This window comes from Deltaproteobacteria bacterium (assembly GCA_019308995.1).
Lineage (GTDB): Bacteria > Desulfobacterota > Desulfarculia > Adiutricales > JAFDHD01 > JAFDHD01.
Genome location: JAFDHD010000018.1, coordinates 25,800 through 38,471, shown reverse-complemented (window position 1 = coordinate 38,471; position 12,672 = coordinate 25,800). Strand labels below are relative to the sequence as shown.

General features: G+C 51.0%; 14 protein-coding genes. 6 read left to right on the top strand and 8 right to left on the bottom strand.

What is annotated here, in order from left to right:
* Window positions 1–480, top strand: a 480-nt coding sequence (locus tag JRI95_05365; protein MBW2060978.1) for a hypothetical protein, incomplete at its 5' end; no start/stop codon positions are given.
* A 50-nt stretch (window positions 481–530) separates the two neighbouring features.
* Complete coding sequence (locus tag JRI95_05360; protein ID MBW2060977.1) at window positions 531–1,559, top strand: tetratricopeptide repeat protein; 1,029 nt, start codon at window positions 531–533, stop codon at window positions 1,557–1,559.
* A 62-nt stretch (window positions 1,560–1,621) separates the two neighbouring features.
* Here JRI95_05360 and JRI95_05355 read toward each other — a convergent pair whose 3' ends face one another.
* Together JRI95_05355 and JRI95_05350 are read right to left on the bottom strand one after the other, a co-directional pair.
* Window positions 1,622–1,894, bottom strand: coding sequence for a hypothetical protein (locus tag JRI95_05355; protein ID MBW2060976.1), 273 nt, complete (start codon window positions 1,892–1,894; stop codon window positions 1,622–1,624).
* Window positions 1,895–2,151: 257 nt separating this feature from the next.
* Entirely contained in the window at window positions 2,152–3,858 is a 1,707-nt protein-coding gene (locus JRI95_05350; protein MBW2060975.1) for an aldehyde ferredoxin oxidoreductase, read from the bottom strand.
* 568 nt (window positions 3,859–4,426) lie between these two features.
* Here JRI95_05350 and JRI95_05345 point away from each other — a divergent pair.
* Window positions 4,427–5,623, top strand: a complete 1,197-nt coding sequence (locus tag JRI95_05345; protein MBW2060974.1) for a CoA transferase — start codon at window positions 4,427–4,429, stop codon at window positions 5,621–5,623.
* 163 nt (window positions 5,624–5,786) lie between these two features.
* Here the strand turns inward: JRI95_05345 and JRI95_05340 are convergent, their stop codons facing one another.
* The 5 genes from JRI95_05340 to JRI95_05320 all read right to left on the bottom strand — a co-directional run bounded on the left by JRI95_05340 (window position 5,787) and on the right by JRI95_05320 (window position 10,086).
* The gene (locus JRI95_05340) at window positions 5,787–6,248 is read right to left on the bottom strand and encodes a Mut7-C RNAse domain-containing protein (protein ID MBW2060973.1); all 462 of its coding nucleotides are present in this window, start codon (window positions 6,246–6,248) and stop codon (window positions 5,787–5,789) included.
* 7 nt (window positions 6,249–6,255) lie between these two features.
* Window positions 6,256–7,086 carry a DUF4292 domain-containing protein gene (locus JRI95_05335; GenBank protein ID MBW2060972.1) on the bottom strand — a complete coding sequence of 277 codons (831 nt, stop codon included), beginning with the start codon at window positions 7,084–7,086 and terminating at the stop codon, window positions 6,256–6,258.
* Window positions 7,046–8,812, bottom strand: a complete 1,767-nt coding sequence (locus JRI95_05330) for a tetratricopeptide repeat protein (protein MBW2060971.1) — start codon at window positions 8,810–8,812, stop codon at window positions 7,046–7,048. Before JRI95_05330 ends, JRI95_05335 begins: the two co-directional genes overlap by 41 nt.
* A gap of 63 nt (window positions 8,813–8,875) precedes the next feature.
* Complete coding sequence (locus tag JRI95_05325; GenBank protein MBW2060970.1) at window positions 8,876–9,016, bottom strand: hypothetical protein; 141 nt, start codon at window positions 9,014–9,016, stop codon at window positions 8,876–8,878.
* 83 nt (window positions 9,017–9,099) lie between these two features.
* Window positions 9,100–10,086: an RNA polymerase factor sigma-32 gene (locus JRI95_05320; GenBank protein ID MBW2060969.1), complete on the bottom strand. Its 987-nt coding sequence runs from the start codon at window positions 10,084–10,086 to the stop codon at window positions 9,100–9,102.
* 139 nt (window positions 10,087–10,225) lie between these two features.
* On the opposite strand from JRI95_05320, the gene JRI95_05315 reads away from it, so the two are divergent.
* From JRI95_05315 to JRI95_05305, 3 genes are all read left to right on the top strand, one after another.
* Entirely contained in the window at window positions 10,226–10,666 is a 441-nt protein-coding gene (locus JRI95_05315) for an Hsp20/alpha crystallin family protein (protein ID MBW2060968.1), read from the top strand.
* 109 nt (window positions 10,667–10,775) lie between these two features.
* On the top strand, window positions 10,776–11,537 hold the full coding sequence (locus JRI95_05310; protein ID MBW2060967.1) for an RNA 2'-phosphotransferase: 762 nt from the start codon (window positions 10,776–10,778) through the stop codon (window positions 11,535–11,537).
* A 205-nt stretch (window positions 11,538–11,742) separates the two neighbouring features.
* Window positions 11,743–12,330 carry a hypothetical protein gene (locus JRI95_05305; protein MBW2060966.1) on the top strand — a complete coding sequence of 196 codons (588 nt, stop codon included), beginning with the start codon at window positions 11,743–11,745 and terminating at the stop codon, window positions 12,328–12,330.
* 143 nt (window positions 12,331–12,473) lie between these two features.
* Here the strand turns inward: JRI95_05305 and JRI95_05300 are convergent, their stop codons facing one another.
* Entirely contained in the window at window positions 12,474–12,638 is a 165-nt protein-coding gene (locus tag JRI95_05300; protein MBW2060965.1) for a hypothetical protein, read from the bottom strand.
* Between the last annotated feature and the right edge of the window lie 34 nt (window positions 12,639–12,672).

The window sequence follows — 12,672 nt, the reverse complement described above, 5'->3', positions numbered from 1 at the left end:
CTAGTGCTGCGGCCGGGGCCTCGGCCTCTCAGCCGGGAGACCTTCTTCGCCCTGCTCGATGTCCTGGATAAATATTTCTCCGGCCTGGATCTCAAGGCCCTGAGCCGAAAAAAAACCCCTGTCCCGCAAAAAAGCGGCCCTGAACTCCTGATCATCAATCTTGAAGAACCGCCGCAACTGGACCGTATCGCAACGGCAGAAATTATCTACTGCACCACCTGGGGGGAAACATGCCACGAAACCCTGGACCTTGACCCAAAAGCCGACAATGCTGCCCAGTCTCGTTATCTGGCCGAAAAAGTTTTAGATTCTGAGAACGTCACCCTGGATGATATACAGTTTTTTGTCGTTCCCACCATGGCTGGGCAAGAGATTCTCGAAATACTTGAGGCTAGTTTTTCACTCTACTTCCATGAACGCCAGGGGACCCTGCCCGAAATAAAAGACCAGCCTCCGAAATTAAGATTGGACATAGACTGAAAATTTCGTTAAATTATGATGGATAATCGCCAGATCAGAAGGAGTAGCCTGTGCCTCCTCTGCAAAATTTGACTTTCCTGGTCATCGAAAGCGATGCCGTACTTCGCAAAACTGAAGTTCGCATCCTCCATGACATGGAATACAGCGACATCCTTGAGGCGGAAAACGGGACTGAAGCCTGGTCCATCATCAAAAACTCTAATATAGACTTTATCGTCTCCTCCGGGGACCTCCCGGATATGAGCGGGATTGTCCTCCTCAAAATTATACGGGCTGATTCAAAGCACAGCGTCCTGCCAGTTTTACTGGTGGTGGAGAAAATCACCAGGGGTCAGGTCATCGAGGCCGGGGAGGCCGGAGTCAGTGATTTGATCCTGCATCCTTTTTCTTCTGAAACGTTCAAGAAAAAAATCCAGAGTGTCATTCAGGTTGATCTGGACCCGAAAAATATTGAAGCTGAAATGAATTATACCCAGGGTATGAAGCTCATGAAGGAAAACCGCTGGGACGAAGCCCTAACCACCTTCAAACGAATCCTCTCCATAGAAAGCGAAAGCGCAGAAGTTTTTTATAACATGGGCTATATTCAGACAGCCCAAGGCAATTATGACGAGGCTATTCTCTGCTTCCGCAAGGCCACGCTGATCAATAGCCACCATGCCCGGGCCTATCAACAGATGGGAGAGGTTTACACGCAGCTGGGCCAGAAAGAGGAGGCGGAAAAAGCCTTCCAGAAAGCGGCGGACATCTATATCGAAAAAGAAATGGATGAAAGTGCCGAGCAGGTTCTCCTGGAAGTGGCCCGCATCAATCCCAATACCGTTAATGTTTACAATTCATTGGGTATCGTGTATCGTCGTCAAGGCAAGCTTCAGGAGGCTATCAAGCAGTACCAAAAGGCCCTCAAAGTCAACCCGAATGATGAAAATATCTACTATAATTTAAGCCGGGTTTTCATCCTGACGAAAGATCTCAAAAAGGCCAAGGAGCTAGTTACCCGGGCCTTTGAAATCAACCCTGAGTTCAATGAAGCCGGTGAGCTGCTCAAGTCCATAAATATGAATCTTGAGTCAGAATGAAAGAATAAATACTCTTGGCGCCTTTCATCTAAAACTTCAGGCAAACCCCAGTTTGCCTGGCTTCACCACTGCTCTTCCCCTAAAGCGTCAATCCGATTAATTCGGGCCTTAAGCTCGAACAGGACAGCTAGCGCCATAAAAAGGCCGAAGAAGGCCAGACTCATGAAGATAAAGTCCAGGAAAAGTAAAACCTCCTTTTTCTCCCCGAGCGAAAGAGCTTCTAGCACCAGGCTGAGCCTGAAGGCTGAGAGCAGCCAGGAGCCAAGAAGGGCAAGACCGACTCCAGACAAAAAACACCTGAAAAGCGTTTTCAGGGAATACTTTTTTACGGTCATCAGGAACCCCAGCCGTCTCACTTGCTCAATTCTCACTCAAACCGCAGGCAAGATACAAGCGCTTCATACCAAAACATTAAAGCAAAATTGCGGCTTCAGACCAGTTTAGAGCTGATTATCTTTTCTGGTATCTATCTTACCAAGAAGGGCTTCCCAGGGTTCCGGCCTCTGGATACACTGGTATTTAACTCCAAAACGATACACGCCCGTCTGGTTTTCAGCGGCTGTCTTCAACCGAGCTTTGATCAATAATTCCTTTAAATAACCGCTATGGAGTCCAGCTTCTCCCAAATCTTGGCAATCTCATCGAGATCAACGTCAAACACACTGCCCGTCGGAGCCAGGGGTTCATTTCTGACAAATTCAGGATAAGGCTCGTGGATTTTACTGAACTCGGCTCCTTCATTGAACTCAAGTTCTGCCTTCAGGGTCGCTCTGCCAATATTGACGATGTCTTCCGCCCCGATACTTAATCCGTAACGCGCGTTGATCAAATTTTTTAAAAATTCAAAAAGCGCTTTCGTATCACCGGGCGCGGCCAGATTACAATAACCAAAGGCATCCATGGCGGCATTAGCTATCTGTGTTATGAGGGACTTTTCCACCTGACCTTCCTTGTTCATAGGATCATCATAGGACAGTCCGGCCGTATGGTCCGCGCCCATGGGGCTGGTGTGATAGGTTACGCCGGTGGCCTTGGTGACCCGGGCGTCATGAGCTGGCATGGCTTGGCCCTTGAAGGCCGGAACCCTAGTCACGCCCAGGGCCTTGGAGGTGGAAACAACGCCATTGGCCAGGGTAGCGCCGAATTCTGTGCCTTTCTCGACCTCTTCCAGCAGAGCCATGGCCGAATCAACATCACCCATGGCCATCTTTCCAGCGCTGGCTGCCACGCCCATGGCGCTACCCAGCTCAATCGTATCAATGCCCATTTCGTCACAGAAGCGGTCAAATCTGGCCAGGGCGTCAGGATCATTAATACCCAGGTTGGTGCCCATGAGGGCCAGGGTCTCGTACTCTAAGGCGGAAGTCAGATGTTTTCCCTGTGCATCATTGTAAACCACCGAACATCTGACGATGCAGCCGGGCATGCAGCCGTCCATGGAGCCGCCTCTTTCCTGGTTTATCTTCTCAATGGACTGTCCGCTGAGATTTTCAAAACCCTCAGTCGGCTCGCTGGAGTAATTTTTAGAAGGCATACTCCCCATGGATCGCAGCGGGACAATCACACCGGGTGTACCATACTTACTCATATTCTGGATCATAGGATCGGACTTGATTATGTCCGTCCAGCCTCGCACCGCCTCCCTGAACGCCTCTTTATCTGCAAGGTCTATGGACGGCGCGCCGCTGTCATCAACCACAATCGCCTTGAGCCCCTTGGCGCCCATGACCCCGCCCAGGCCGCCGCGCCCGGCATGCCGCGAACAATGACCATCCTTGTCGGTGAAGGCCACAGTCGCGGACTTATATTTCTTTTCGCCCACCGGTCCGATGGAAATCACCGCGGCCTTGTTATCATATTTTTTAAGAAGCGCTTCGGCTAATTCATAAGTCTTCATCCCCTGGTAGTCATCTGCAGGCTCGAGTACTGTTCCATCCTTGTCTATCTTGAGGAGATGAGGTTTGCCATCCTGGGCCGCGCCTTGGACTACTATGGCCCGAATCCCTAACCTGTCCAGCTTCTGCGCTGTTGGTCCGCCGGCATTGGCCTCCTTGATCCCCAGGGTGAGCGGGCTCCTCGCTCCGACAGATATCCGGCCGCAGGACGGGGCCAAGGTACCGGCCAATGGACCGGCGGCGATAACGAGCCTGGCCTCAGGTCCAAGCGGGTCCGCTGCCGGAGACACTTCCTTTTTCAAAATCTGGGCTGACAGGGCCCGGCCGCCAAGTATCTGCCATTCTTGCGGGAGATCCTCCAAGCTAGTCTCAAGGTTACTCATATTGACTCGCAGTATTTTCATGACCATCTCCTTTCCTTAGCTCTATTTTTTTGTCTTTTACACAAGCGCCCTGAACGCGGCTTTCCATACTTCTCAAAATGGTAGCAGACACAGTATCATACTTTTTTTTATCCCTCCAACCTCGCCTTGATTTTAGTGTGTCTTTAATTGATCAACCCGTAATCCTATAATAATCGCAGAGTATACTTATCAAAGCTTTCTTTGGCAAGGCTAATGTGAGTGAGCGCTCTCGGGTAAATAATAAAGGTGTATCGTGGTTGCATTCACCACCCTGACCTTATCGTTTTAAATACCCTCTGGTTAGGCTTCTCTTGCCTTCTTAAAAAAACAGCATCTGAGTTCAAAGGGTCTTGACCTCGATACCGCTATTGTGGAAAATGTGCCCGTATGAGGACCATTCCCTTGACTTTAGATATAATTATGCTTCCATTAATAATAATCACCGCACTATAAGACATTTTTCCCTGTAAGGTGTGAAATTGTTTAAACGCTCTTGTTCCAATGACAAAAGCCGATCCGGCCTGTTTATATACTTGAGCATCAAGATTCATCTATCGGAGGTGGTAATATGAAAAGGGTTCTCGAAGATATCAAGGTCCTTGACTGGGGTCGTTTCATTGCCTGCCCTTATTGCGGCATGATTTTAGCGGATATGGGAGCTGAAGTAATCCGCGTTGAACGGTCTGGAGGTGAAGAAGATCGAACCATTGGGCTGCTGGGACCTAACGGTCAGAACATGTCCTATCCCAATTACGCCCGCAACAAGAAAGCCATCACCTTGAACCTCATGGGAAACAAACACGCGAGCGAGGTCCTGGCCGACCTGGTCAAGGAGGCCGATGTGATTATTCAGAACTTCAGCCCCGGTGCAAGGCGGATCATGGGCCTGACCTATGAAGATATGAAGGCCATCAAGCCTGATATTATTTATACCGCTATCTCCTGCTATGGCAGCGAAGGGCCTTACTCACAGCGCACCGGCTTTGACTACATCGCCCAGATCGTATCCGGCTCACTCGGAATCGGCGGCTATCCGGACAAGCCGCCTCTTCGGGCCATGATGTCCTGGGTGGATTATGGCACCGCCCTGTGCGCCACCGTGGGGACCCTGCTGGCCCTGCGGCACCGCGACGCCACCGGCGAGGGACAGATGGTGGACCTGGCCCTGCTCCGAACCGCAACCTCCTTTATGGGGCCTTTCATCGCAGAAGCTGAAGTGCTCGAAAGGCTCCGGCCCAACCTTGGCAACCGCGCCGCCTACGTCGGACCGACTGACCTCTTCAAGTGCAAGGACGGCTATGTCTTTATCGCCACCCTGATGAATACGCTCTGGAAAAGACTGGCCAAGGCCATCGGGCATGAGGAACTTCTTGACGACCCTGATCTTTATAATGACTATGCGCGTTTCGAGCACCGTGAGCGCATTGATCCCAAAATCGCTGAATTCACTGCGCAGAGAACCGTAGACGAGGTGCTGGCCGTCATGGAAGAAGCGCGTATCCCCTGCGGGCGCTACCTGGGCCCGGATGAAGTCTCCAGGGACCCGCATATCGAATCACAGAATATGGTCGAATATACGGATCTGGAAGTGCCGGGGTTGGAAAGGGTGCCCGTGTGCGGCATACCCATCAGGCTCTCTAAGACTCCGGGCCGGGTCGAAAGGCGCGCCCCGCGGGTGGGCGAACATAATGAGGAAATATATGGCGATCTTCTGGGTTACAGCAAAGAAAAAATAGCCGAGCTAAAGGAACAGGGCGTGATATAATCACACCCAAATAACATCCCGCGAGAGCGGGATCAATAACATGTCATGGCGAGCCCTCTGCTCTCGCTCCGGGAGGGCTCTGCCAAGCAATCTCTTCTTTAATTTCTTTCTATAAGTTCTTTTGCCAATTGCATAAAAAATTGGATGACGGCGGCCTTTTTTTCTAAGAAGAATTCTCCCATAACCCCTGGATCACCACCTGCATACGGCCGTGATGAGTGCCAGGCCAATAGATGCGCCCACAACCTGGACACAGGGAAAACTCATCGTGATGACCGTGAACGAACTCCGGGACGCGGCCCAGAACTTCTTCCTTGGACACCTTTTGAAGCAGATGGTTGCAGACGCTGCAGCGGGTCAGTGGGTGGATGTCTTCCTTTTTCAAGCCCAGGGCCTGAACCGCCTCTTGTAACTGGGACAGGGTTCGGTTTTGCGAGAGGTTGATGACCTCCAGCCACCCCCTGAGCCGGGGCTGATGGGGCCGGCCGGTGCGGCGGGTGAGCAAGATACGATCTGGCAGAGGAGTCCCCGGGCCATGCTGCAAATAATACGTGTCAAGCCCTAACAACCGCAGCCATCTGGCCAGACCGCCCAGCATACTGTCAGCCGCAAGTTTTAACTCCATGTCTCCCTCAGCCCGGCAGATCAATCACCTCGACGCCCGGCGGCGCTGACAGATTGAAAAGCCTGTCCGGGAGTTCGAAATCAAGTTTCAACTCCTGGTAATCCAGGATCAGCTCAGCCTTTTCCTGCCGATCCGTCAGTCGTATGTGAAACGGAATCTCCTGACCTTCCAGATCGCGATAGTCTGAAAATTCGATCTGCATCAAACCATCTTCCGCTTTAAAACTCATCTCAATGCGAAGGACACGCCTGTTCAACGGGTCCAGGTAAATTCGTTCCTTCGTAGCCTTGTTCGGTCCCAGCAGGCTCAGGCGCCACAGGCCAGGCTCCACCCGCGAAACTTCAGCCTCCTGGTGGGAAGACAATATAACACCGCCGACAAAAAAGGTAATGATATCAGAAATTTTTAGGTTGAAAGGCAAGAAGCGCTTTAAGGTTCCCTGGCTGATCGGTCCCCGGTATAGCCTGGCCCGACTGTGATCTAGGAAGAAGATTTCACCCTGGTTAGAGGCAAGAGTCATCATTGAGCGCCCAAAAAAATCAATCGCTGTCAGCCTGAAACGGGCAGGACGAACAGCGGCCAAGGTGATCTTGGCCTGATAATTAACTTGAGGACTCTCGACCCGCAGCCGGCCCCGGGCGACAAAACTTTTAATCCTGCCTTGCTGAGCGCGAAAATGGTCCACCAGCGCCGAGGCCTCGGGCAGAGGGGGCTCAGGGATTACAGGAGCTAAGGACGCGCAGCCCGCGAACGAAAAGGCCAGCAGAGCCAGCAAAATCTGTCTCGAGCCGGCCAGTTTAAGGCAAGAGGCCTTTAAGGTCCCTGATCTTCTTTTCAAGACGGTCCTTGTCTTCTGGACCGAGTTTCTGAACCTCGAGGTAAACCTCAAAGGCCTTCTGAAACTGCTCCAGCTTGAAATAGGTGTCACCCAGATGTTCATGAATGACCGGATCTTCGGGCATGAGCTCGGCCGCTCGTTTCAAATGTTCTAGAGCTGAAGGGAAAATACCCTGCTGGAAATAAATCCAGCCAATGGTGTCAATGATATAACCGGCATTTGGTTTGATCTTGGCAGCCTTTTGCGCCAGCATTAGGGCCTCATCCAGGTTGCTGCCCATCTCAGCCCAGGTGTATGCCAGGTAGTTCATGGCGTCGGCATGCTCAGGGTCAAGTTCAATGACCCCTTTCATCTGCCTGATTGAACCTTCCTTGTCTTTAAACTTGTCAAGTATAACGCCCAGGCGGAAGTTCAGGCCCAGGTTTTGGGGGTCCATTCTCAAACCCTTTTCCACGGTCTCTTTTGCCAGGTCTAACTGTTCGTTCTCCTCGTAAAGAGTGGCCAGGGAGCGGTACAGAACCGACTGTTTAGGCTTATGCTCGATGGCCTCCTTGATATATTGAATGGCGGCCTTGAGGTCATCAAGCTCGCTCATGGCATAGGCCAGGTGCAGCCGGGCTTCCACAAAGAAATCCGATTCAGGCTTGAAGAACAAAAAACCCTCGACGGCTTTCTGGTACTCCTCCGTTTCCTCGTAGGCCAGGCTCAAATAATATCTAGCCCGAACGTTGTCCGGATCGGATTCAAGAACGAGTCGAAGCTCTTTGATGGCCTTTTCAAACTGACCCCGTTCAAAATAGACCAGGCCGATGCGAAGCCCGATATCTTTAGGGTTTAGCGCCTCGGCCTTTAATTCATCGAACAGCTCCTGAGCCTGCTTCTCCCGCCCGAACTTGAGGTAGAGCCGGGCCATGAGGATTCGGGCCTGATTGGCTGAGGGTTTGAGGCGTATCAATTTTTGATATACCTTCTCGAGCTCTTCTAATTTTTCTGGCTTTTCATCTTTTTCATACAGGATAACCAGATTGCTAAAGGCGGGTTCGAACTCCGGGGCAATCTTCAATGCCTCTAAAAAACGCTCCTCAGCCCGGACAACCTCCTTCCGGGCCAAGGCGATCCGTCCAAGATAAAAAATAGCAAAATGAGACTCCGGCTTGATCTCAAGCAGATGCGTCAAAACCTTTTCTGCCTGCTCATACCGCCGGAGATCCATGTATATCATCCCCAGGCGCATGAGAACCTCGTAGGCGTCAGGGTCCTTTTCTAAGATGGTCTTATACTCCGCAATGGCCTCCTCGTGCCGCTTCATGGCCTTGAGAAATCCGGCCAGCAAGAGACGCGCCGGGCGATAGTCAGGATTCTTGGCCACAGCCGAGCGGGCGTGCTTCAGGGCCTCTGCCGATTGACCTCCCCTGAGATAATAATATGCCAGCTCACCTTCTAAAAAAGCCGACTCCGGGTCTATTTGCCTGGCAGTGTTGAGATATTCAAGGCCAAGCTGGGCCTTACCCGCAGCCAGAGAAAGGTTGGACAGCATAAAATAATAGTAGGCTGCCGCCCGGGGAAGCTGATCCAGAGAGGCCTTAGAGACAGGCTTCTGCTCCTTGGATTCGTCCGGATAAGGACTTGAAGCCGAAATGGATGCGGGCGGAACAGGAGCGCAAGCACAGATCAGCACAAATGGCGTCAGCATACACCAGGCTAAAAAAAATCGAATAATAGACAAAAATTTTTCCTTCCTGCTATGAAGTTTAAATAAGCCCTCCAGCCGCCGTGACCAACCCTGCAACTATAAGACCGTTAGACGTCGAGCTAGTTGGGAGCAGTCCAGATCCATGGCCGCCTCAAGATCAGCCAGCAGCTCCGGCCTGTCCCCTGGCAGCTCCCCCGTAAGATTGATGTAATTGGAAATATGATCGCTCAGGAGCATAGCGGACAGCCGATCGTTGCCTGGATGAGCAGGCTTTGCGCTTCACTTGGCGGTCGGTAGACAGTGCCTTGGTACCGCAAGGATTAATCCTCCATTCCAATGGCCGCCAGGAAATCATCTGCGGTAAATTCTGGGAACTCTTCCATAAAACGCTGGCGAAGATTCTTTTTTATTCGATCTTCAAGCTGCCGGATACGCTCCCGGGAGATATCGTATTTCTGACCCATCTCCTGCAAAGTTAGTGGATTTTCAGCTAAAATACGGTTGTCGAAGATATCCAGGTCGCGGCCTTCGAGTGTCTGCCGAAAATCTTCCACAATCGCATGCAGCATTTTTTTGATCTCTTTTTTCGCCAGGAAATCATCCGTTTCCGTCTCATCAGCCGGTAAAAATGTAAGGAAGGCGTCCTTTGAGTCTTCGTACGCCGAGGCATCCAGGGAAATCTCTGCCCCCTCCAGACGGGGCTCCATCTCGATTACATCCTTTTCCCTGACCTGAAGTTGTTCTGCCAGGAGCTTGGGGCCGGGATCAATTCCTTGAGCTAGTAATTTTTCCTTTTCCTTTTTCAAGTTAAAGAAGAGCTTGCGCTGGGCCTGCGTTGTGCCCACCCGCACCAGGTGCCAGTTGTCCAGGATAAACTTGAGAATATACGCCTTGATCCAGAAGGAGGCATAATAGGAGAACTTGACGCCGCGGTAAGGGTTGAATTTGGAAACTGCCTGTATCAAGCCGACATTGCCTTCCTGGATCAAATCCAGCAGGTTCTTTGTCCAATGGCGATGGAAATCCATGGCGATTTTGATAACGAGCCTCAGGTTTGACGTTACCAGACGGTAAGCTGCTTCCTGGTCGTGGTGTTCCCGGACCTTGATCGCCAGAGCCGTCTCCTCTTCCCGGGTCAGGAGATGGTACTTCCCGACTTCGTAAAAATAGCGATCCAGGGGATCATAGAGAGCCGGAGCCTCAGCCTCTATTCTGGTTATTGGCAGAAGGTCATCCCCGGACGAGGGTTCTAACTCCTCGAGCTCCTCCTCAACTGCCTCTGCTTCTTTGTTATTCCGATCAACCATTATTTAAAAATATCCCAATGCTCATCCGGTGTCAATCATCAGAGGCCTTCATCTCGCATTCCCGATTCCTGAGGGTTGACAAAGACGACTTCGGACTTATGTTACAGGTAAATGAAGTTGAAGAAAGGAGGATGGAAAAATGACAGCACTAACACTTTATGATCCATTAAAAGGGTTGCTTCCGAGGCGCAGGCTTTTTGATGATCTCTTCAGGCCCTTCTTCTTTGACACCTTCGAGGAAAAGGAGTACACGATCACCCCTCGGGTAGATGTTGCTGAGACCGAGCATGAATACCTTGTCACAGCTGAACTGCCGGGCTTTGCTGAAAAAGAGATCCAGCTTGAAGTCAACGACGGGCAGCTGAAGCTGACGGCGGAGCATGAGGAAGAAAAGAAAGAAGAGCAGGAAGAATACCACCTGCGTGAACGCAGATATGGAACTTACGTTCGAGTTTTCAACTTACCCGAAAATGTTGATCGTGAAAAAATCAATGCCAAGATGGAAAACGGCGTCCTCAAGGTGACATTACCGAAAACAGAAGAATCCAAACCCAAAAAGATAGAGATTAAAGTCCACTAAGGAAGAACCTGCCTCTTGAGGCCGGCTGAATGAGCCGGCCTTTTTTTTATCCCTGTTTCATGCTACTATTTTCAATAAATAAGCAAAGGAAAACCAAGACAGCCGGAAGGTGAGCAAACAAAAAATCAGGCAGCAGCGGCAAAGCCTGAGCCGCATGGTAACATACATGCTTGGCCACCGACCCGATGAATTCGGCCTGTTATTGGATGAAGAGGGCTTTGTTTCAACCAAGGAACTCCTGATTGCCCTCAGGGAGGAACAAGGGTGGTCATTTGTCCGGGAAAGTCATCTCGACGCCCTGGTCAGAGAACCGGCAGACACCACATTTGAGATAGCAGATAAGCAGATCAGGGTGGCGCCTGGCGAGACGCACCTTGAACTGGGACCATTTCCTGAAGTCAATCCCCCGGTCTTGTTGTATCACGCTGCCCGGCGTAAGGCCTACCCCGCTATCCTCGAGCATGGGCTTAAGCCCAGCCAATGGCCCTGGGTGCCCCTCTACATGACGCCTGAAATGGCTCTGCGCGTCGGCAGCCGCCGAGACCGGCAGCCCATTCTCTTGACTGTCCAGGCGGCCAAGGCAAGCCGACAGGGGACCGTATTCTGGCGCCCGCTCGAGATAATCTACCTGGTCAAAGACCTGTCCCCGCAATTCTTTTCCGGGCCGTCTTTGCCTCCAGAAAAAACCGTGGCGGAAAAAAAGAAACCCTCGCCTCCACCTGAACCGCCAACGCCCGGCACCTTCAAGCTGGAGCCTGAGCGCGATCCAGACCTGTGGCGGCGTCATCAAGGCGAAAAAAGAAGGAAAGACAGAAAAGACAAGGATTGGAAACGGGCGGCTCGAAAGAAACGGCGTGAAAAATATCGGTAAGACCTGGTACGTTTGTCCAGGCTCCCTGAACAAAGTTCTTTGCTTCGACTTTCTGAAGCAGATCCGGGCGCCATCCTGAACAATGATTGAAGATATAAAACGCATTGAAAGAAAAACCAGAAATAACAATAGCTCTTTTTTATTTGAACTGAGAGACCGCTTGAGATATGATGAGTTCCTATTACAAAAGAAAAAGGAGAGACCGATGAAGAGGATCATGCCAGCCGTCTTGGCCCTGTTGTTTTTAAGCAGCTGCGCTACACAGGAAAAGGGTATCAGTTACAAAACTGATACAGAGAAACCCTTGACCGTAAAAAGAATCTATCTCCAGGTAAAAGACATGCGCCCGGTCAAGGAAATCCTCAGCCCGAAGGTCAAACAGATGAAGATCTGGTCTGGCACCGGTTCAGTCATAAACCTGTTTGAACGGACCGCCAAGCCGGATGAGGAAAAGACCGCCACCACGGATATCAAACAGGACTTCACAGACGCATTGAACTTGCGGCTCAGCAACCTAGGCGTAAGTGTCATCCAGCAGCCTTCTAAGGAGATCGTGACGCTAACCCTCGAGATCGAAAAGGTTCTGCTGGACCTGGTCGGAAGTAACTTTAAGGCCGAGGTTACTTTCTTTGCCAAAGTTTACCGGCAAGGCAAGGTCTTTTATCAGGAGCGAGTCTCGGGACGAACCGAAAAATACAATCTGCTAGGCCAAAAAACCGGTCAGAAAACCCTGAGCGAGGCCTTCTCTTTGGCCGTCAACAATCTAGATGTAAAATCGTTTCTAACAAAATAACTACCGGTTCATAACAGGGAAAAGATTGCCTTCGGCAGAGGGGCGCCAAACTAGAAATGTCTGGCGCCCCGATTATTTTGCACGAAATAAAGAGAGGATGTAAAAATTCGGAACGTATTTTTGTCGTTTGCCTTAATTTTCGTTCAGGATCTAAACGATTCGGTCCTGGGTGAGGTGTCGAGGGTGTTGCGGAAAAGATAAAGCCTCTTTTCGCGGGAGGAAAGTTCGCCCAGACGCCGGGCGGTTTTCTCGCGGCGCAGATGCAGGCTGAATGAAATCTCCTCTTTAATTTTCCTTAAGTAGCTCATGATAAACCTGCCTCTTGAACTAAAGTATAAGGCA

Bases quoted from the DNA above. Each gene is read 5' to 3' on its own strand.
- JRI95_05355 (MBW2060976.1), bottom strand. From the start codon at position 1,894: ATGACCGTAAAAAAGTATTCCCTGAAAACGCTTTTCAGGTGTTTTTTG.
- JRI95_05350 (MBW2060975.1), bottom strand. From the start codon at position 3,858: ATGAAAATACTGCGAGTCAATATGAGTAACCTTGAGACTAGCTTGGAG.
- JRI95_05345 (MBW2060974.1), top strand. From the start codon at position 4,427: ATGAAAAGGGTTCTCGAAGATATCAAGGTCCTTGACTGGGGTCGTTTC.
- JRI95_05340 (MBW2060973.1), bottom strand. From the start codon at position 6,248: ATGGAGTTAAAACTTGCGGCTGACAGTATGCTGGGCGGTCTGGCCAGA.
- JRI95_05325 (MBW2060970.1), bottom strand. From the start codon at position 9,016: ATGCTCCTGAGCGATCATATTTCCAATTACATCAATCTTACGGGGGAG.
- JRI95_05320 (MBW2060969.1), bottom strand. From the start codon at position 10,086: ATGGTTGATCGGAATAACAAAGAAGCAGAGGCAGTTGAGGAGGAGCTC.
- JRI95_05315 (MBW2060968.1), top strand. From the start codon at position 10,226: ATGACAGCACTAACACTTTATGATCCATTAAAAGGGTTGCTTCCGAGG.
- JRI95_05305 (MBW2060966.1), top strand. From the start codon at position 11,743: ATGAAGAGGATCATGCCAGCCGTCTTGGCCCTGTTGTTTTTAAGCAGC.
- JRI95_05300 (MBW2060965.1), bottom strand. From the start codon at position 12,638: ATGAGCTACTTAAGGAAAATTAAAGAGGAGATTTCATTCAGCCTGCAT.